Source organism: Agrobacterium sp. 22-210-1 (genome assembly GCF_053522525.1).
In genome coordinates this window covers 248,155-266,204 of the sequence record NZ_JBNWCI010000003.1, presented here as the reverse complement: position 1 = coordinate 266,204, position 18,050 = coordinate 248,155, and the positions used below count along the sequence as shown (strand labels likewise).

Genomic DNA, 18,050 nt, shown 5'->3' with positions numbered 1-18,050 from the left:
TGCAGTGAACAAAAGGCCGCGATATGCGGCCTTTTTTATTTATCCGACTAAATTTTTTAATCGCTGGAATAAGTGCTGATCGGCCACGTTTCCCCAATGTCACATACTTGTCATGAAAGGATCTTCCCATGCCCTTCCGCGTTGTTGTTGCCCCCTCGGGCTTCAAGGAAAGTCTCTCAGCCGAACAGGCCGCCGATTGCATTGAAAAAGGTGTTCTGCGTGCATTTCCCGGCTCCGAGGTCGTCAAGGCACCCATGGCCGACGGCGGCGAAGGCTTTACCCGGGCATTGACCGGCGCCACCAATGGCACGATCCACCCGGTAACGGTGACCGGCCCGCTTGGACAACCCGTCTCCGCATTTATCGGATTTCTCGGCGGATGCCCTGAGCCGACGGCGGTCATCGAAATGGCTGCGGCTGCCGGTCTCAGCCTTGTTCCGCGTGATCGCCGCAATCCCTGCCTCACCACGAGCTATGGTGTCGGCGAACTCGTGCGCGCCGCACTTGACGGTGGCGCAAGACGGATATTGCTCGGCTGCGGCGACAGCGGCATCAATGATGGCGGCGCCGGCATGGCTCAGGCGCTGGGCGTCCGACTGCTCGATGCCGCCGGCCGCGACCTCGACCGTGGCGGTGCAGCCTTGGCGAAGCTGAACCGCATCGATCTCAGCAACCGAGATCCGCGCCTGTCCCAAGTGCGCATTGATGCCGCTGTGAACTGGCATAACCAGCTTCTCGGGGAGCGAGGTGTCGCCCGCGTTTTCGGGCCGCAGAAAGGAGCGACGCCGCAACAAGTGGAAGAGCTTGCTGCGGCGATGGAAATCTACGCAGAGCGCATAGAAGACGCCACCGGTCTCGATGTCGGCTCAGCACCGGGCGCTGGCGCATCGGGCGGACTGGGAGCAGCTGTACTGGGCCTGCTCTGCGGCAAGCTTCACCCCCGCTACGACATCGTCATGCAATATCTCGATATTGATGATTATCTGCGTAACGCCGATCTGGTGATCACTGCCGAAGGAAGCCTCGACGGCCAGACCCCCTTCGGCAAGGTTCCAGCCGAAATCGCCCGTCGGGCCAAGGAGGCCGGCGTTCCGGTGGTCGCGCTTGCTGGTACGATCGGCAAGGGCGTCAGGCTTAATCTCGAATACGGGATTGATGCCTTCGCCTCGATATTGACCCGACCGTGCTCCCTGGAGGACGCAATATCATCGGCACCGAAGCTTCTGGCCCGCGCGGCGGAGGATGCCGTCAGGATGATCATGATCGGAACAACCTTGCGCATAAGGGGAAGAGTTCGTGCTCCGTCCGCAATTGGAACCGGCATGTCCAGTTCCCGGTACTCCTGAGGAAATTCGCAGGCGCTCGCCCTTAAGCACGCAACCTATCCCGATATCCGCCTGAACCGGCGCTGCCAAATGTGTATTGAGAAATACGCGGCAGCGCCCTCCGGGGAGGATATCATGACGTTTTCTGGCGCTTTCGCGCGGCATTGATGCCATAACTCGCGCAGGAAGACCACATCTATCCGAGAACGTACAGCATATCATTGCTTTTGGCCTCCGTGGAAAATGGCGGGTTGAGATGGCGTCCGGCACAGAGTATCAGTTGCCCGGCCCCAAAGCGGGCCTTCCGCAAGCAACAAGGCGTATCCTGACATGATCCCGGACTTCCTCGTCACCCATTCCGGTGGCTTCCATGCTGATGAGCTTCTGTCCAGCGTCGTGTTGACCCGGCTTTTCCCCCAGGCCCGCCTCGTTCGCAGCAGGGCAGCCGAATGGATCACGCCCGGCGCGGACCGCATCATCTACGACGTCGGCGGCGCTTATGACCCAGCGGGCAGAATCTTCGACCACCACCAGCGCGGCGCGCCATTACGGGACGATGGTCAGCCCTATAGTTCGTTCGGTCTGATCTGGAAGCACTTCGGCCGGGACTATCTTGTCGCCTCGGGCGTTCCAGAAGATCATATCGAGACCGTCCATGCCGCGTTCGATACCAGCTTTGTGCTGCCGGTCGATCTGGTCGACAATGGCGCGCTCAGCCCTTCCATCGCCGGGCCACTTGCCGGGCTAACGCTGCCTGTTTTGCTGGAAACCCTGAAACCTGTTTTTGACGAGACAGATCCCGACGCCGACAATCGCAGTTTCCATGCGGCGCTCGCCATTGCCCGCAGCTTCATCGAGGCGAAGATTGCCAACAGCGCTGCAAAATTGCGGGCTGAGGCGCTTGTGAACCGGGCTATCGTGGATGCCGGCGAAGGGCATATTCTGGAATTGCCTGTGGGAATGCCGTTCCGGCCCGCTATCGTGAAGTCGGGCGCCGACCATCTACTGTTTGTCGTTCACCCCCGCAACAACGACTGGTGCCTGACCGGTATCCGTCGCGCCGATGAGGGCTTTGATCTACGGGCGGATCTGCCAGCCGCCTGGGCCGGTCTGACGGACAAGGATTTGGAAGCGGTTTGTGGCGTCGAAGGAGCGAGCTTCTGCCACAACGGCCGGTTTGTCGCAGCGGCCAGAACCCGCGATGCTGCGCTAGCCATGGCGGAGTTGGCGGTGAAAGAGGCTCTCTCCCTCGGCAAGGAGGCCACAGCGATAAAGCCGTGACATAGCGGCCTATCCTGCTGCGTTGTTTGCGCACCAGCCGGCTGTTTTGGGAAAAGGCTCCATCGGATATCGACAGGCGCAAACTTTGGTGCTCCAAGCAAAGATGATACCTGACGCATTTCCACCAATAAACGACAGGCAAATTTCAAGGATCGCCTATGCTCGCTCTCACACACCTTCGTCACGGCACGACCGTAATGTGCATCACTTTCGCTATGCTCCAAGCCGGAAGCGCTGTGGCAGCCAAAACCGATCCTACATTTTATGATGCGGCGCTGTGCAATCCGCCATACTCGATGACATCTGCGACCGAGATTTACGATGCAGCGGAAAAGCTTGCAAAACCAGACACATCGTCACTGGGCGCGGCAATCTACACACTTCCCTTTCAGATCGGCCGTGATGGATTTGAAAGCGATGAAGTGTTCTTCGCCAATGGTGCGGTCGGCGTTTTGATCAAGGGCCAGCGTGCCGACGATCTGGCGGCGAAATATGATTTGAAGCCAGAAACTTCCGACCTGATGGGTACCTCCAGCAAAGGTTATGCACGGGAACTCTCGCAGGATCTGCAGCCCCCGGAAGGTCTGGCGGGCCCCGGAAAAGTCTCCATTGTGGCCCGGGAAGGTGACGCTCTTGGCGGCAAAACCCTGTTGGCCTGTGAATTCGCCCCGGACTGAATATCACCGGGCGACCTGCCAATGCCATTGCCTTGCCCTGGCGATCACGGCAGTGAATGAGCCTTAAACCCGTGCGGCAGCCGACGTCGATGCCGTTTCAGGCTTCGACTTAGGCGGCGGTTCCATTGTGATGGCTGCGCCATAGCGCCATACCTCTTGCACATCGCCATCAGCGTCTCAGCTTGGGTCTGTCACTGAATGAAATCAGTCTGGAATGGCGGCTGTCGCAGGCATATCCTGCTGCGGCCACCGCTGCAGCGCTTCCCGCCCGGCGTCAGTCAGGTCATAAACTCCCCGATCGAGCCGTTCAAACCAGCCGTAAACATTCGAAAGCAAAATTTTTCCGGCATCCGGTATGCTGGACCTGACCTGGCGCACACGCAGCGGCCCTGATGCCAGCGCTAACGCGCAGCCGAGCGCCTGCTGGCGGTAAGCGGTCATGATCGGCGCCCGGGTGCTCCCGCCGACTGCCGGATCTCCGCGTCGCCTCTGGTGTTCACGCATGAGCCGCGAACGCCGTTTCGGATTGGTTCGCGGCATCGGTGATATGGAACCGACAACAACGCTGACGTCACCGCTATCAGAAATCCCGAGCATGCCGATCCCAAGCCTGCGGCAAAGATCACGGTAGCGCTTGTCGGCCTCCCGGCCTCTGCCCTTGGCTGAAATTCGGGCCGCAATCCATATCTCATCTGCAATAGCTGCGCGATCGACTGCCTGCAGAATGAGCTCCAGGTTAAAGCTGAGCTTTAGCTCGCAGATCACAACAACAGGCGGATCGTCGTCGCTCAAACCGACGAGGTCGCAACCGCCGACCTCACCTTTGACAGTGTAACCTGCCTTTTCAAGAAAGCCTTTGACGGGCAGATAAAGCGAAGTTTCCATGTGCCTGCAGGATCAAGTGATATCCGGCCCCGAATACATCGTTCCACGTGCTCAGGACAACCTTTATAGCCGCCGACGCCGTTACAAATCGTCAGCGCTGGAGACAACCGCCCATAAATTTCGCAGAGGATCGACATTCGCTGCGGCGTTGCGACGACGCTGCGCCCTCGACGAGGGCGAACACGCGATCCGTCGATCTTTCTATTTCAAAGTATGATCCACTATATGGACCTTTGATCATTCGCGGCTACACCGCCATTCTCGATCAGGCGCACCTGGGATTGACCGAGACGGTAATTATGGAGCGCCACGACGACGAGGTTCTGGAACGTTTCGGCGCAGCCATGGCCGCGCTTCCGGAGGTGCTGGAAGCCTATCTGACCACCGGCGAATATGATTATCTCATCAAGGCGGCATCTGGAGGCAGAATGCCCTCACTTCCGTTTGACCATACGCCGAAGCAGGGAGCCGGCCCTGCCCTTGCGAGGAGCAAGATGGATATCGCTGACGAGTTTTGCGCCACCCTCCCGACGTTCCAGCGTGATCTTTCGGCTGTGGAAAGCTTCAAGCTCGGCACGATGCGCCACACTGACGATCGTGGCATCGGGCAATTCATCGATTACCGTCTGCATCATCTTGTCCTGACTTTTTTCGTCCAGGGCTGCGGTTGCTTCGTCCATGACGATGATGTCAGGATCGTTCAGCAACAGGCGAGCAAAGGTCAGCCGTTGCTTTTCACCACCCGACAGCGTCTGGTCCCACGGCGCCTCTTCCTCCACCTTGTCCTTGAGGTGACCAAGGCCAACTTTGTCGAGAGCTGCCCCTATCTCTTCGAGAGTCCAGCTCTCGGCCGCCTGCGGATAGCAGACCGCTCGACGCAGCGTACCTGACGGAATGTATGGGCGCTGCGGCAACATGAAAAGTCGACTGCCAGCGCGAAAACTCACGTCGCCACCGCCCCACGGCCACAGGCCGGCGATAGCGCGGACAAGCGTACTTTTGCCCGATCCGGATTCCCCTGCGACCAGCACCCTTTCTCCCGGCCCGATTTCCACATCCGTCTCTTTGACGACAGCGGTACCGTCACCCAGCGAAACGGAAACATCCTTGAGGCTGAGCATTGTTTCGCCTTCCGTCTCACCGCGCACGATCCGACCGAGGGTGTCGCTCTGTTCGGCCCGCTCGAGACCATCAAGCGACATCATCAGGGATGCGACGCGCCGTGCGCATGCATTCCAGTCGGCCAGCCGGGGATAGTTGTCGACCAGCCAGCCAAAGGCGGATTGAACGATGGTGAATGCCGATGCGGATTGCATGACCTCTCCGAGCGACATGCTCCCATCGAGAAACTTCGGCGCGCAAAGCAGAACCGGCACGACGGGAGCGATCAGCATCGATCCATGCGACACGATCGTGGTGCGCATATATTGTAGCGCCATCAGCCGCCACTGCCGGCGCACATTGACAAACCTCTTGTCGAGGTCGCTCCGTTCCTCCTCTTCCCCGCCAAGCAGGGCGATGCTCTCGCCATTTTCCCGGACGCGCGTAAGCGTGTACCGGAATTCCGCCTCCAGCTGGTTCTTGACCTCGGACACTCGAACGAAGTTCCTGCCAATCAAAGCTATGGAACTAGATGTAACGACGGCGTAGATCACTGCCGCAACCACGAGAAAGCCGGGTATTGTAATCCACACTCCCGCCACCGACAGCGTCAACGCCCCGCCAATCGTCCACAGGACAACGATAAAGGTGGAAGCAGACACGAACGCGGCGATGACACCTGCGACAAAATCCACCGGCGCCTCGGTGGCGATCCGCATATCCTCCGACAGCCTCGCCTCAGGATTTTGATGATCGCCGTCGATCAGATTGAGTTGATAATAGCGGCCATTTGCAATCCATCGTGCGACCAGCAACTTCGTCAGCCATGAGCGCCAGCGGCGCTGGATCAGCATTCTGGCATAGACCTGGGACGTCACGATCAAGACGCTTCCCAGGACCAGCGGCGGAAAGACGGATCCGAGAAAATAGACGGTAGATGCGTCCCTTTTTTCAATCGCATCAAAAATCCCGCGATTCCAGACATTGATGCCATATTGGAAACCGACATTTATGCCGATCATCGCCAGCAGCCCGAGCGAGAACGGCCACGCCAGCCTATCACCACGGCGGCTCCAGTAACCTCGCGCGCTGATCCAGAAGCGCTTCAGCAGATATCTCTTTCGAGCCTGCTCGGCCTCCTCCGGCGTCAACCCTGAAGCGGGCTCTATTTCCTCGGGCGGGAGGGGATCATCAATGTCACGATCTTCCGTCATGGGCGCGTTTTTCGCACCATTCTGGCCGGTGCCATCGACCGGTTTCGGGTTTGCATCAGCATCGGTCATGGATGCTTAAACGAACGGCGGTTTGAAAGGTTTCACGGCTACGCGAGGGGACGCGGCAAATGGTTTCGCCAACAAATATCCGCAGCGTTTCCCGGGAAAATCTACACCCAAAGCTACAATCGAGACTCGATATCCAACACCAGCTTTTTCAGCAGCGCCGCAAGATTTTTGCGCTCCTCCGGATTGAGGCCTTGCAGGAAACCCACTTCGCTTGCCATGTCTTCGCGAAACGCTTTTTCGGCCAGATCAATGCCGGCCGGTGCAAGACATACGACGATACTGCGCCCATCAAGCGTCGATTTCCTGCGCTCGATGAGACCGGCCTTTTCCAGTCGGTCAAGCCGGTGCGTCAGGCCACCCGACGAGAGCATCAGCGTTGTGTACATCTCCGTTGGCGTCAATTGGTAGGGCGGTCCCGACCGGCGCAATGTTGCGATAACATCGAACTCCCCACGATCAAGGCCGAAACGGGCAAACGTGTCTTCGATAGACGGTGCCAAAAGGTTGCTCAGCCGTTTGGCTCTTCCGAAAATGGCCATCGGCTCCGTATCGATATCCGGTAATTCCTGCGCCCATTGGCCACGGAGACGATCGACATGATCCCCCTTGTCAGCTTCGACCGTGCGATCCGTCATCGTCTTCGCCTGCTTCATCTCTTCACCCCATCATCAACCTGAAAACCATATACGGCTTCGCCTGCGCCGTGAATATATCTTTGCGAGAAGGTAAATGTCTTGACGAGAAGATAAATTAGAAATATATCTTCTCGCGAAGATAATTCTATCTCAGGGAGGAGATCAGATGTTTTCCATCCGCCGTCATCAGGAACCGAAAGCTGGCGAGAGCCGAACGGTACGTTATGAAGGATGCGAATATGGAAGTGCCGTATCCATCTTTCTCGTCAACGCCGATCCGGGTCGCGGGCCTGAACTGCACGTTCACCCCTATGCGGAAACATGGGTCGTTCGAAAAGGCGAGGCCGAATTCACCATCGGCGATCGCCGGGCGCATGGTTCATCCGGCGACATCATTGTCGGACCTGCCAATATTCCCCACCGCTTCGAAAACATCGGCACCGAACGGCTGGAGATCATCTGTATTCATCCAAGTGAGACCTTCCAGCAGACTTTCCTGTAATCCCGTTCCACCATGAGGAGAAAGACAATGGCCAGAATGATTTTCCTGAACCTGCCGGTGAAAGATCTGGCTGCCTCAACCGCCTTCTATGAGGCAATCGGCTGTGCGAAGAACGAGCAATTCTCCAACGAAGATGCAAGCTCGATGGTGTGGTCGGACACAATCACATTCCAGCTTCTACAGCATGATTATTATAAGACCTTCACCACCAAGCCCATCGCCGATGCTCACACAACAAATGGCATGCTGATCGCCCTTTCGCGCGACAGCCGAGACGAGGTCGACGCCATGGTTGAGGCCGCGGCAAAGGCCGGCGGGCAAGCGGATGTTCGAGAGCCGCAGGATTTAGGTTTCATGTATCTCCGCACCTTCGCCGATCCCGATGGTCACGTATTCGAGCCGGCCTACATGAATCTAGGCAAAGACGGCTGACCTTATGATCGGCATTTCGGGCGCTATAACGCTTTTGCCGGCTCAATCGCGACGAACCACATGGCACTCAAAAAACTCTGCCGCGCGGCATCAGACCGCGCAGCAGGTTGTCTCATACATTCACGGTTAGCCCGCAACTTTTCGGAGTGATCTTTCAATCTCTCCTCCGCAATAAGCATCACCGTAGTCTTCAAAACTCCGGCGGTTCAAGGCGGCCAGCTGAGCTGTAGCCCCCACCCGACAGGAAAGGCCCCAGATGACTGGCGAAGTATCTTCGATAATGCCTTTAATGACTGGAAAGCGGTCAGCCATCGTCGTCCACAGCAGGGCGGTAACGATATCTGCGACGCCGGGTTTTTCCGATCCGAGCATAAATCCGGAGTGAGCGGTCAGACCGTTTCTTGCCCCGGTATCTTCAAAAATGCGGAGCCACTTCCGTAAACGAGGGACGAACTCCTCCCATTTTTCTGGCGTCCACATCTCGCGCCCACCGCTGAGCGTCAGCTCATCAAGGACGTCGTTGGCGTCGTTTACCACTTTGGCGCTGAGTGCGCGGCCCTCGACCGCCGCCGGCAGGATATCCAGCCGCTCACCCAGATAGAGGGCGATTGCCGGCATCTGCGAGATGGCGAAATTGCGCTCGCGATCAATCAGGACCGGTGGCCCCATGAAAGCTATCGGCTGCTTCCCCACCTCACGATGCATAATATCGTCTATCGCATCGACACCATGTTCATCCCAGGAGCATCCGCCATGGGCCAGAATTCCCCTGATGAACTGACCTCTAAACGGAACTGGCCAGTAATAAAGGTCGAAGTCGCTCATATCGTCCTCCTGTTCGTTACGCAAACCTCTAACGGGGCTGGCTATTGCCAGTTCCACCGCGTCGCGCTGGAAACAAACGCGGAGCTTTGAAGAGTTGCTGCACGCAACTTTTGGTTCGATGTTTTAACGCGTTGCGGATGATGACAACCGGGCGCGCCTGGGCTCAAAGTTGTCAGCCCCGCAGCGCTTGCGGTTCATTACATTTGCTAGGCGTTTGCGCAGATGTCAGCCGCGACTTCAATCCATTGGTTCGAAGATCACGCGTATCAGGGTTCCGTCAGTGGCCGCGGCACTGATTGCCGTTGCAGTCAACCGGAGCGGTCCGCGCGCGACGAGCGTTTCCGGCAAAGGGTTTTTTCCAGGGCCCGGATCGATAAAGGCTGAACACTCGTCATCCGAGTTCAGCATCGCCATGAACGATGTCGCAACTAGGTGCTGGCCGCAAGCGGCGCATCGCAGAATATAGGAGCCGAAATGGACAACAGATTCGGTTTCGTCCAATCCGCACGCGGTGCAGGCCAGCATGGTGTTCATTGCAAAACATATCCCGAGCGCATCTGACGGCGACCTATGACGCCGCGGCCAAAATGATCGCAATAGCGAGCAGTAACGGCCCCATCCACCTGAAGTGCCGGACCACCGGCAGTTGCTGTGTCGGATTTTTCGATAGGGGCAGATGACCGAAACCTACGGCGGTCATCCACAGACCGGCGCAAAACATGATGAATTCGTCGATATAAGCAGCGATCATAACTTCCCCCAGCGACGAGTGGACATGTCGTCCACCGGCTATTCCTTCCCGATTGCTTCAAGCCAGATGCTGACGGCGACTGCGCCCGCGTCGGGGTGCCCGACAGCCCGTTCGCCGAGATAGCTTGCGCGCCCAAGCCGTGGCTTCATGGATGTCGTTGCCTCGGCGCCCGCAACGCCCGCCGCGACTGCGGACCGCCAGGCCTCTTCCGTCGAAGCTCCCGCGGCAAGTTTATCCCGAAACGTTTCTGCCGCCGGATGAAGCGCATCTATCATCGTGCGGTCACCTGGCTTCGCACCGCCAAGTTCCGAGACCGCGATAACCGCCGCTACAAATGCTTCCGCCATCTACGAGCCGTACCCCCTGCTGGCCCTGAACAAGCACGATCTCCCGGCCAATTTCAAGCTCGGGCGCTCGTCAGTTGCGAACCGCTGCCCAATAAAATGTTGCAAGAAAAGGCCCGCATAAATGGGCTGCTGGTTTGTAAACCAATCAGCGCATCATGCGCAAAGTTTGAGTTGACCGTTTTAAGTGGTGAGGTGACACTTGCAGCCATGGACAGGGAGGAAGATGATGGATGAGGCACAGCAATGGCGTCACATGGCAAGTGCGCCCAAAAACGGCAACCGGATCCTCGTAACGATACGCTCGTCAGAACAGGGGCCTGCCCAGGTAGATCTTGCATATTGGGCGAAGAGCGACCGGTTCGGCTCGGAAGGCTGGCGCGCTTCAGACTCGTCACCGGGCCGGATCATCGAATATGCCGAGCCGGAATTGAAGTGTTGGATGCCGGTTCCCCTGGCCAATGCCGATGGTCTCGGAATGCCATCCCCCTGGAAAGGCGAGGATGATCGCGAACTCGATGGATCGGGGATTTGAGAGAGGGTACGGCCATATTCCGATATAGAGAGCATTGTCGATCGTCGTCTCTCGATGGCCGACCGGCGGTATAGAGTATCTGCGACCCCTGACTGAGCGGCCTACACGCCGCCATGACTAAATATTTCAAACCTTGAAGCAATTCTCACGATGCCACTGGAGAAAATGTGGATGTGGCTGCTCAATCGATCGAAACGGCACGATCGCTCGCCCTGTCTTGTTGATCAAACCGCGGATGCTCTCTCGATCATTGGCCTGCCGTGAAATCAGGATCTCAAGTTTATCGGAGAGACCGATTAACCCACGATCGAACATCCAGTGCGCCGTTCCTGAAAGGGCGATGCCATTGCAAAGTATATCAGGGCCATTTGCCTCCACCGGACGTATATGCGCAGCATCGACTTCCGCACGTCCACCGCCATTGATAAGCTTCAGGCCCGTGATCGCACAGCGCTTGTCGTAAGCCTGCAAAACGAGCCGGCGAAACAGGCGATCTCGCACAATTCGTGACGAAAGCTGGGCAACACGCTCACGCTCTTCTTCGACCACGAAGGGCGCCTGAACCCGGTCGTCAAATCCGTCAGAAAGCCGCATCTCTCTCGGCTCGTCCAAACGCGGCAACTCGGGTTCCAGCTCATCCAGGCCAATCGACACGATGCGATTGAAGTCCGCCGCTGATATCGGGCGTACTGCCGCCTGTGCCCTACCAGAAATCCGGCCCTCTTCATTCAACAGACCGCGCTCGATGACGCCGTCTGGCCCACCGAACGGAACAGGATTGATAAAATCAAGGTAACTTCCCGGCTCAATCAACGCCAGATACATGCCGGCCGCCTTAGTGTCCGGAATGATCTGGGCAACTTTGGCGACAGCAAAATAACCACGCGTCGCTGCAACCTTGCGCGGCTCATAATAGATGATCCAATCACCGAGACAAGCTTGTACACGACCGAGATATTGGCTCGGAAACTGGTACTGTTCAGCCGGACTGTCGTCGTAAATTGAATCTGAGCGATGAATGAAAATTCCGAATCCCATACCCGAATATTAGCACGACCAGGATACAACAGCGCAATGCGCCTTCTCACTTAAAGCGAAATCATTGAGCACCAACTCGTGTATGGCATAGACTTCGCATGCCGCCGGAGCCATCATAGTGCCAGAGGTTGGCGTCTTTTCGGAGAGGGAAGGACGAGTTTGGAAGTCATCCGTATCTCAGTCATTGCGGGTTCGATCTACCTGTTGGCTCAGTTGGATGCCATGCTTACATTACTGGCCCTGCTTACATTACCGATTGCGCGCCTCCGGAGGATAAATCTAATGGAAGTAAGATTTCTCGCTGAGGCTTTTCTCGCCCTCATGCTTTCCACCGCTATCGCCTCTGCCCAGCAGGCGTCCGACATGGTCGCGCCCGAGAAGGCGACTGATGTCGCGACGGCCAGACGTGTCGAGTCAGGAAGCTTCATGGTGGCGGCTGCCAATCCGCTGGCGGCCGAGGCTGGGCGCGACGTGATCGCCGCGGGCGGCAACGCCATTGATGCTATGGTGGCGGTGCAGTCCGTGCTGGGCCTCGTTGAACCGCAGAGTTCTGGTCTCGGCGGTGGTGCCTTCCTCGTCTATTACAATGCGAAAAGCGGCAAGCTGACGACGTTGGACGGCCGGGAGACGGCGCCGATGGAAGCCTCACCAAAGCTCTTCCTGGATGACAAAGGTCAGCCGCTTAAATTCATGGACGCAGTCATCGGCGGCCGTTCCGTTGGCACGCCGGGAACGGTGCGACTTTTAGAGGAAGCGCACAGACGCTATGGAAAGGCGGAATGGGCAAGCCTGCTGAAGCCGGCGGAAAAGCTGGCGACCGATGGTTTCAAAGTCTCGCCGCGTCTTGCCTCCCTGATCGCATCCGAGGGCGACCGGCTGAAGAAATATTCAGAGCCCCGGTCCTATTTCTTTGACACATCAGGCGCCGCCCTGCAGACCGGTGCCCTGTTGAAGAACCCAGCCTATGCCGAGACGCTTGCCGCTCTCGCCAAAGGTGGCGCCGATGCCTTTTACAAGGGGCGAATTGCCGAGGCGATCGTCAAGACCGTGCGCGAGGCGGCCGACAATCCCGGTGTGCTGTCGCTTTCCGATCTTTCCAACTATCGCGTCATCGAGCGCGAGCCGGTCTGTTTTATCTATCGCGCACTTGATGTTTGCGGCATGGGACCACCATCGTCGGGCGGCATCGCCATCGGCCAGATGCTCGGCATGGCGGAGAATTTCGATCTCAGGTCCCTGGGGCCGAGAAATGTCGAAAGCTGGCGCATTATCGGCGATGCGCAGCGTCTCGCGTTCGCCGACCGTGAGCGTTACGTCGCTGACACCGATTTTGTGCCATTACCGATCAAGGGCCTGCTGGACAAGACCTATCTGAGCGAGAGAGCAAAGCTGCTCGACGGCGACAAGGCGTTGGCCACCGATGCCGTCAAGGCCGGCGAGCCGGAATGGGACCACGCGCTCCTTTTCGGCCGGGATGCTGCGCTCGAATTGCCCTCCACCAGCCATTTTGTCATTGCCGACAAGGATGGCAACGTGGTCTCGATGACAACGACGATCGAAAGCGGCTTCGGCTCGCGGCTTATGACAAATGGCTTCCTGCTCAATAACGAGTTGACGGACTTTTCTTTCAAGACCCATGATGGCGGCCTGCCGATCGCCAACCGTGTCGAGCCCGGCAAACGGCCGCGTTCCTCCATGGCCCCGACTATCGTGATGAAGGATGGAAAACCGCTGCTCGCCATTGGTTCGCCCGGCGGCAGCCAGATCATCGGCTATGTGGCGCAGGCGCTCATCGCCTACATTGACTGGGGCATGCCGGTGGAAGTGATCGTCGCCCAGCCGCATCTCATCAACCGGTTCGGCACCTATGACATAGAGGCCGGCACTAGCGCGGAAGAACTGGTCGGTCCGCTGAAGGCACTGGGTTACGAGGTGAAACCGGGTGAGATGAATTCCGGTTTGCATGCTATCGAGATGACCGCCCGAGGTTTGGCCGGCAGTGCCGATCCACGACGCGAAGGAGTGGTTGTGGGGGAGTGAGAAACGGGGCACAGGAGACACCGGCGCAAAAAGGGGTGAGGACCTTGTCTCCATCTTGACTGTTAGCGTCTTTCAAAAGCTCGGCTGCGCCAACGGGCGTCGTTTCAATATCGTGGTTGACCTCACACGCTGCTGAACCCGGCTATCCAGCCCCGTAGAAAAAATCTTTCGGTTTGCCACCAATAATCGGAATGGTCTTTGCCGCGCCCGGTCCCCGGCAGGGATATCGTCGTGATGAAGATCGGGCCTGCCTTGCTCTTCCACGGCAAGGCCAGCAGCCCGGATCAGAAACATCGACAAGAGGGTAAAGCCGAATGGCAAATGATCGCAAACTGCATCTCGGAGCCTTCATGCGGCCCGTCAGCCTCCACACGGGCGCATGGCGTTATCCGGGTGCCTTCCCGGACGCGAATTTCAACTTCGCCCATCTGGCGCGCTTTGCGCAACAGCTGGAAGCCGCGAAATTCGACGCATTCTTCATGGCCGATCATCTGGCGGTGTTGAACATGCCGACGGAAGCCCTGCGCCGCAGCCACACCGTAACGTCCTTCGAACCTTTTACCCTGCTTTCAGCACTCGCCGCCGTCACCTCGCGCATCGGGCTGGTCGCCACCGCTTCCACCACATTTGATGAGCCCTATCATGTGGCGCGACGTTTTGCGTCTCTCGATCACCTCAGCAATGGTCGTGCCGGATGGAACATCGTCACCACGTCCAACCCGGATGCTGCGCGGAATTTCGGCCGCGACGAGCAGCCTGATCACACCGAGCGCTACGGGCGGGCACGTGAATTTTACGATGTCGTCACCGGCCTCTGGGACTCCTTCTCCGACGACGCCTTCATACGCGATGTCGATAGCGGGCTGTTCTTCGATCCGGAAAAAATGCATGTCCTCAATCACAAGGGACCCGAATTTTCCGTGCGCGGGCCGCTGAACATCGCGCGTCCCGTGCAGGGCTGGCCTGTCATCGTTCAGGCCGGGGCGTCCGAGCCGGGACGCCAGCTTGCGGCCGAAACAGCCGAGGTGGTTTTTGCAGCGACACCCACGCTTGCCGCGGGAAAGGCCTTTTACAGGGACGTCAAGGACAGGACTGTCGCCGCTGGTCGCTCCCGCGACGGAATTGTCATCCTGCCCGGCGCTTTCGTTCTGGTTGGCGATACGGCGGAGGAGGCCAAGGCCAAACGCGCCAGGCTCGACAGCCTCGTCCATTATGACAGCGCGATCGCCTCGCTTTCGATTGCGCTCGGCCACGATGTTTCCGGCTTCAATCCCGATGCTCCCCTGCCTGATATTCCCGAGACGAATGCCAGCAAATCCAGCCGTGAAAGGGTCATCGAACTCGCCAGAAACGAAGGTCTGACGGTGCGCCAGCTTGCCCAGCGGTTGGGCGGTTATGCCGGCCTCGCCTTCGTCGGCACGCCAGAAACCATCGCCGACGAGATGGAAAAATGGCTGCATGAAGAGGGTTCTGACGGTTTCAACATCACCTTCCCTTTCCTGCCCAATGGCCTTGATGACTTCACCACGCAGGTGGTGCCGGAACTGCAAAGGCGTGGTCTGTTTCGAAAGGACTATGAGGGGCCGACATTGCGCGACCATCTGGGGCTGCAACGGCCAGCCAATCGTTTTTTCCCCTGATAAAGGGCCATCGCGCCGATTGCGACAAAGCTAGGGAGATTTTCCACGCCCGCCGCGAAGTTTGGCATGAGGTTCCAGAAGGGCGGATTGACCTCAAAAACACCCGCCCTTACCCTTTAATTACACAAAATACATAAATTAGGTGAATTAATATGAAGGCTGAACATTCGCGTCGCCAGATCCTCAAATTCGGCCTTGCTGGCGCTCTCGCAGCACCGCTGGTCACGGGCCGCGCGCTCGCCCAAGCCTCTTCGGATTTCCCTGCGGAGCTGAAACTTGACTGGGGATTTTACTCCTCGCACACGCTGCTGATAAAGAACAAGGGCTGGCTTGAGGACGCTTTTAAGGATGTCGGCACCAAGATCACCTGGGTGCAGTCCCGTGGCAGCAACAATTCACTGGAATTCCTGAAGGTCGGCTCGACCGATTTTGCCGGTTCGGCCGCACTGTCGGCCTTTCTGGCCCGCGCCAACGGCGTGCCGCTGAAAGTTATTTATGTGGCAAGCTGGGGCGGTTCCTCCATCATTCAGGTGCGGCCGGATTCGCCGGTCAAGACCGTCGCCGATCTCAAGGGCAAGACCATCGCAGTCACCAAGGGCACGGCTCCTTATTTCACCCTGGTGCGTGCGCTTGACCAAAACAAGCTGTCGATCGACGATCTGAAGGTCGTGAACCTGCAACATCCGGAAGGCTTCAACGCGCTGCAGCAGGGTCAGGTCGATGCCTGGGTCGGTATCGATCCGCATACCTCCCAGGCGGAGCTTGCCGGCGACAGGGCGATTTTCGATGAGCGCAGCTGGCGCGACGGCAGCGTCTTCAGCGTGTCCGAAGAATTTCTGGCAAAGCACCCGAAAGCAGTCGAGCGACTACTCGGCGTCTGGGTGGAGACGCAGAAATGGATCCGCGAGAATAACCGCGAATTCATCGATTTCGTCACCAAGGTTACCGGCAACGATCCCAAGATCACCGAGCTGACGATTAACAAGCGCGACTGGAAGGATCCTGTTCCGGGTGAGGAGTTGCTGAACTCGATCCGCATTGTCACGCCACTGCTCGGCGACGATGTTCTGCGTCCGGGCGTCAATGTCGATAATGTCCTTTCATCGCTGATCGATCCGGCGCCGGCGAAAAAGGTACTTGGCGCATGAATTCCCATCCGCGCGAATTCCAGCGCGTGAAGCAGCCTGCCAGACAATTCCCCTCCCGCCTGCCGTTGTTGCAGCGGGTGGGAAGCTTCTTTGGGCGGTTCGATCTGCGCGGCGCGATCGTGCCGGTCGGCTCATTGGTGCTGCTCGAGCTTTTCGTTCGTTTGGGCTGGGTCAGCCCCTATGTGCTGCCGCCGCCTTCCGAACTTTACGAGACGTTTCTGCGGCTTGCCGAAGGTCCGTTGTGGACGAATGTCGCGGCCAGTACCGCGCGCGTCTTTGTCGGCTTCGTCATCGGCTCGCTGCTGGCGGTCGTCGTTGGTTCGCTGGTCGGTTTGGTGATTGCCGCCGAGCGATATCTCGAGCCGACATTTCAGGCGCTGCGCGCCGTGCCCAGCCTTGCATGGGTGCCGCTGCTGATGATCTGGTTCGGCATTGGAGAAACTTCAAAAATCGTGCTGATCGCTAAAAGCGCGTTTTTCCCGGTTTACCTCAACCTCGTCTCCGGCATCAGAAATGTCGACCGCAAGCTGGTGGAAGTGGGCGAAATGTATCGCCAGCCACTGCCCGTTCTGGTGTGGCGGATTTTTATTCCCGCCTCTTTGCCGCACCTGTTCACCGGCCTGCGTTACGGGCTGTCGCTAGCTTGGCTGAGTGTCGTCGCAGCCGAGCTTCTGGCCGCGTCTGAAGGCATCGGCTACATGCTGTCCGACGGACGGGAACTCTCGCGGCCCGATCTGGTGATGATCGCCATCATCTGCCTTGCGGTGCTTGGCAAGATTTCCGACAGCCTGTTCAAGATCGTCGAGGAGCGCTGCCTGCGCTGGCGTGACACCTATTCCCTTCAAGAAGGAGGGCCGCTGCGATGAGCCTGCTCAATGTCGATGTGCGCGAAAAAGCTTTCGGCGATACGGTCGTCCTTCAGGATATCCACCTGACGCTGGGTGATGGTGAAGCGGCGGTTCTTCTTGGCCCCAGCGGCTGCGGCAAGAGCACGTTGCTGCGCATTGCCGCCGGTCTCGACCGGCGTTTTTCCGGTACGGTCAAGGTTCAGCCGGCAGAGGGAGATGAGGCCTCGCCGCCCATCGCCTTCGTATTTCAGGAACCCCGCCTGATGCCCTGGCTGACGGTTGCAGAAAACATAGGTTACGCTGCCGGCAAGAAATATGACGTCGAGCGGGTCGAGGGCCTGATCAATGATGTGGGCCTGAGCGGCCACGCTGGCGCGCTGCCAAAGGCCCTTTCAGGCGGCATGGCGCAGCGGGTGGCCATCGCAAGGGCGCTCTATACCCGGCCACGCATCTTGCTTTTGGATGAGCCCTTCAGTGCGGTGGACGCTTTCACGCGGATGAAATTGCAGGATCTGGTGCTGAAAATCGTCGAACAGCGCAGAATTTCCTTCCTGCTCGTCACCCACGATATCGACGAAGCACTCTATCTCGGTGACCGGATTTACATGATGGGCGCCCATGACGGCCGTATCCAGCAGCGGATAGAGGTGGACGTACCGCGCCCGCGTGACCGAAGGTCGCCGCACCTCGCCAGCCTCAAGAACGAGGTGCTGACCGCCCTGCATAATGCCCACGTCATCTAAAGGCTGCGCCTCGCCCG

At 58.2% G+C, this 18,050-nt stretch carries 18 protein-coding genes and 2 pseudogenes; 12 read left to right on the top strand and 8 right to left on the bottom strand.

The window, feature by feature from the left end; translation table 11 throughout:
- Positions 1-128 precede the first annotated feature (128 nt).
- From ACQZ5F_RS19565 to ACQZ5F_RS19555, 3 genes are all read left to right on the top strand, one after another.
- The gene (locus ACQZ5F_RS19565; RefSeq protein ID WP_448730758.1) at positions 129-1,346 is read left to right on the top strand and encodes a glycerate kinase family protein; all 1,218 of its coding nucleotides are present in this window, start codon (positions 129-131) and stop codon (positions 1,344-1,346) included.
- A 309-nt stretch (positions 1,347-1,655) separates the two neighbouring features.
- Positions 1,656-2,606: an MYG1 family protein gene (locus tag ACQZ5F_RS19560; RefSeq protein WP_448730757.1), complete on the top strand. Its 951-nt coding sequence runs from the start codon at positions 1,656-1,658 to the stop codon at positions 2,604-2,606.
- 158 nt (positions 2,607-2,764) lie between these two features.
- Positions 2,765-3,283 carry a hypothetical protein gene (locus ACQZ5F_RS19555; RefSeq protein WP_046801063.1) on the top strand — a complete coding sequence of 173 codons (519 nt, stop codon included), beginning with the start codon at positions 2,765-2,767 and terminating at the stop codon, positions 3,281-3,283.
- 204 nt (positions 3,284-3,487) lie between these two features.
- Here ACQZ5F_RS19555 and ACQZ5F_RS19550 read toward each other — a convergent pair whose 3' ends face one another.
- Positions 3,488-4,168 carry a DUF2161 domain-containing phosphodiesterase gene (locus tag ACQZ5F_RS19550; RefSeq protein ID WP_448730756.1) on the bottom strand — a complete coding sequence of 227 codons (681 nt, stop codon included), beginning with the start codon at positions 4,166-4,168 and terminating at the stop codon, positions 3,488-3,490.
- 299 nt (positions 4,169-4,467) lie between these two features.
- Here ACQZ5F_RS19550 and ACQZ5F_RS19545 point away from each other — a divergent pair.
- Positions 4,468-4,569: pseudogene (locus tag ACQZ5F_RS19545) on the top strand (Lrp/AsnC ligand binding domain-containing protein); the annotation flags it as partial.
- Between the two features lie 33 nt (positions 4,570-4,602).
- On the opposite strand, the gene ACQZ5F_RS19540 reads toward ACQZ5F_RS19545, so the two are convergent.
- Both ACQZ5F_RS19540 and ACQZ5F_RS19535 read right to left on the bottom strand, forming a co-directional pair.
- Positions 4,603-6,552 (bottom strand): ABC transporter ATP-binding protein/permease, encoded by a 1,950-nt coding sequence (locus ACQZ5F_RS19540; protein WP_046801065.1) that lies wholly within the window; start codon positions 6,550-6,552, stop codon positions 4,603-4,605.
- 113 nt (positions 6,553-6,665) lie between these two features.
- The gene (locus tag ACQZ5F_RS19535) at positions 6,666-7,205 is read right to left on the bottom strand and encodes a MarR family winged helix-turn-helix transcriptional regulator (protein WP_444562064.1); all 540 of its coding nucleotides are present in this window, start codon (positions 7,203-7,205) and stop codon (positions 6,666-6,668) included.
- A gap of 148 nt (positions 7,206-7,353) precedes the next feature.
- Here ACQZ5F_RS19535 and ACQZ5F_RS19530 point away from each other — a divergent pair, with 148 nt between their 5' ends.
- A complete protein-coding gene (locus ACQZ5F_RS19530; RefSeq protein ID WP_052819146.1) occupies positions 7,354-7,689 on the top strand; it encodes a cupin domain-containing protein in 336 nt (111 codons plus the stop codon).
- Positions 7,690-7,716: 27 nt separating this feature from the next.
- A complete protein-coding gene (locus ACQZ5F_RS19525) occupies positions 7,717-8,121 on the top strand; it encodes a VOC family protein (protein WP_448730755.1) in 405 nt (134 codons plus the stop codon).
- Between the two features lie 126 nt (positions 8,122-8,247).
- Here the strand turns inward: ACQZ5F_RS19525 and ACQZ5F_RS19520 are convergent, their stop codons facing one another.
- The 4 genes and pseudogenes from ACQZ5F_RS19520 to ACQZ5F_RS19505 form a co-directional block, all read right to left on the bottom strand.
- Entirely contained in the window at positions 8,248-8,946 is a 699-nt protein-coding gene (locus ACQZ5F_RS19520) for a glutathione S-transferase (RefSeq protein WP_052819144.1), read from the bottom strand.
- A gap of 237 nt (positions 8,947-9,183) precedes the next feature.
- Entirely contained in the window at positions 9,184-9,480 is a 297-nt protein-coding gene (locus ACQZ5F_RS19515; RefSeq protein ID WP_448730754.1) for a hypothetical protein, read from the bottom strand.
- Positions 9,481-9,514: 34 nt separating this feature from the next.
- The gene (locus ACQZ5F_RS19510) at positions 9,515-9,697 is read right to left on the bottom strand and encodes a hypothetical protein (RefSeq protein ID WP_448730753.1); all 183 of its coding nucleotides are present in this window, start codon (positions 9,695-9,697) and stop codon (positions 9,515-9,517) included.
- A 38-nt stretch (positions 9,698-9,735) separates the two neighbouring features.
- Positions 9,736-10,044 (bottom strand): annotated as a pseudogene (locus ACQZ5F_RS19505) (DAK2 domain-containing protein); the annotation flags it as partial.
- Positions 10,045-10,270: 226 nt separating this feature from the next.
- On the opposite strand from ACQZ5F_RS19505, the gene ACQZ5F_RS19500 reads away from it, so the two are divergent.
- Positions 10,271-10,576 carry a hypothetical protein gene (locus ACQZ5F_RS19500; RefSeq protein ID WP_137088016.1) on the top strand — a complete coding sequence of 102 codons (306 nt, stop codon included), beginning with the start codon at positions 10,271-10,273 and terminating at the stop codon, positions 10,574-10,576.
- 126 nt (positions 10,577-10,702) lie between these two features.
- Here the strand turns inward: ACQZ5F_RS19500 and ACQZ5F_RS19495 are convergent, their stop codons facing one another.
- Complete coding sequence (locus tag ACQZ5F_RS19495) at positions 10,703-11,614, bottom strand: HNH endonuclease (RefSeq protein ID WP_052819139.1); 912 nt, start codon at positions 11,612-11,614, stop codon at positions 10,703-10,705.
- Positions 11,615-11,896: 282 nt separating this feature from the next.
- On the opposite strand from ACQZ5F_RS19495, the gene ggt reads away from it, so the two are divergent.
- From ggt to ACQZ5F_RS19470, 5 genes are all read left to right on the top strand, one after another.
- Positions 11,897-13,654 carry a gamma-glutamyltransferase gene (gene ggt / locus ACQZ5F_RS19490; RefSeq protein ID WP_448730752.1) on the top strand — a complete coding sequence of 586 codons (1,758 nt, stop codon included), beginning with the start codon at positions 11,897-11,899 and terminating at the stop codon, positions 13,652-13,654.
- 314 nt (positions 13,655-13,968) lie between these two features.
- Complete coding sequence (locus ACQZ5F_RS19485; RefSeq protein WP_448730751.1) at positions 13,969-15,294, top strand: LLM class flavin-dependent oxidoreductase; 1,326 nt, start codon at positions 13,969-13,971, stop codon at positions 15,292-15,294.
- Positions 15,295-15,446: 152 nt separating this feature from the next.
- Positions 15,447-16,442 (top strand): aliphatic sulfonate ABC transporter substrate-binding protein, encoded by a 996-nt coding sequence (locus ACQZ5F_RS19480; RefSeq protein ID WP_225338433.1) that lies wholly within the window; start codon positions 15,447-15,449, stop codon positions 16,440-16,442.
- Positions 16,439-17,308: an ABC transporter permease gene (locus tag ACQZ5F_RS19475; protein WP_448730750.1), complete on the top strand. Its 870-nt coding sequence runs from the start codon at positions 16,439-16,441 to the stop codon at positions 17,306-17,308. The genes ACQZ5F_RS19480 and ACQZ5F_RS19475 overlap by 4 nt, the downstream gene beginning before the upstream one ends.
- Positions 17,305-18,033: an ABC transporter ATP-binding protein gene (locus ACQZ5F_RS19470; protein ID WP_448730749.1), complete on the top strand. Its 729-nt coding sequence runs from the start codon at positions 17,305-17,307 to the stop codon at positions 18,031-18,033. The genes ACQZ5F_RS19475 and ACQZ5F_RS19470 overlap by 4 nt, the downstream gene beginning before the upstream one ends.
- Positions 18,034-18,050: the final 17 nt, after the last annotated feature.

Excerpts from the sequence above, each read along its gene's own strand:
- ACQZ5F_RS19535 (WP_444562064.1), bottom strand. The coding sequence starts at position 7,205 with ATGAAGCAGGCGAAGACGATGACGGATCGCACGGTCGAAGCTGACAAG.
- ggt (WP_448730752.1), top strand. The coding sequence starts at position 11,897 with ATGGAAGTAAGATTTCTCGCTGAGGCTTTTCTCGCCCTCATGCTTTCC.
- ACQZ5F_RS19480 (WP_225338433.1), top strand. The coding sequence starts at position 15,447 with ATGAAGGCTGAACATTCGCGTCGCCAGATCCTCAAATTCGGCCTTGCT.
- ACQZ5F_RS19540 (WP_046801065.1), bottom strand. The coding sequence starts at position 6,552 with ATGACCGATGCTGATGCAAACCCGAAACCGGTCGATGGCACCGGCCAG.
- ACQZ5F_RS19495 (WP_052819139.1), bottom strand. The coding sequence starts at position 11,614 with ATGGGATTCGGAATTTTCATTCATCGCTCAGATTCAATTTACGACGAC.
- ACQZ5F_RS19525 (WP_448730755.1), top strand. The coding sequence starts at position 7,717 with ATGGCCAGAATGATTTTCCTGAACCTGCCGGTGAAAGATCTGGCTGCC.
- ACQZ5F_RS19520 (WP_052819144.1), bottom strand. The coding sequence starts at position 8,946 with ATGAGCGACTTCGACCTTTATTACTGGCCAGTTCCGTTTAGAGGTCAG.
- ACQZ5F_RS19565 (WP_448730758.1), top strand. The coding sequence starts at position 129 with ATGCCCTTCCGCGTTGTTGTTGCCCCCTCGGGCTTCAAGGAAAGTCTC.
- ACQZ5F_RS19470 (WP_448730749.1), top strand. The coding sequence starts at position 17,305 with ATGAGCCTGCTCAATGTCGATGTGCGCGAAAAAGCTTTCGGCGATACG.
- ACQZ5F_RS19485 (WP_448730751.1), top strand. The coding sequence starts at position 13,969 with ATGGCAAATGATCGCAAACTGCATCTCGGAGCCTTCATGCGGCCCGTC.
- ACQZ5F_RS19510 (WP_448730753.1), bottom strand. The coding sequence starts at position 9,697 with ATGATCGCTGCTTATATCGACGAATTCATCATGTTTTGCGCCGGTCTG.
- ACQZ5F_RS19560 (WP_448730757.1), top strand. The coding sequence starts at position 1,656 with ATGATCCCGGACTTCCTCGTCACCCATTCCGGTGGCTTCCATGCTGAT.
- ACQZ5F_RS19530 (WP_052819146.1), top strand. The coding sequence starts at position 7,354 with ATGTTTTCCATCCGCCGTCATCAGGAACCGAAAGCTGGCGAGAGCCGA.
- ACQZ5F_RS19515 (WP_448730754.1), bottom strand. The coding sequence starts at position 9,480 with ATGAACACCATGCTGGCCTGCACCGCGTGCGGATTGGACGAAACCGAA.
- ACQZ5F_RS19475 (WP_448730750.1), top strand. The coding sequence starts at position 16,439 with ATGAATTCCCATCCGCGCGAATTCCAGCGCGTGAAGCAGCCTGCCAGA.
- ACQZ5F_RS19500 (WP_137088016.1), top strand. The coding sequence starts at position 10,271 with ATGGATGAGGCACAGCAATGGCGTCACATGGCAAGTGCGCCCAAAAAC.
- ACQZ5F_RS19555 (WP_046801063.1), top strand. The coding sequence starts at position 2,765 with ATGCTCGCTCTCACACACCTTCGTCACGGCACGACCGTAATGTGCATC.
- ACQZ5F_RS19550 (WP_448730756.1), bottom strand. The coding sequence starts at position 4,168 with ATGGAAACTTCGCTTTATCTGCCCGTCAAAGGCTTTCTTGAAAAGGCA.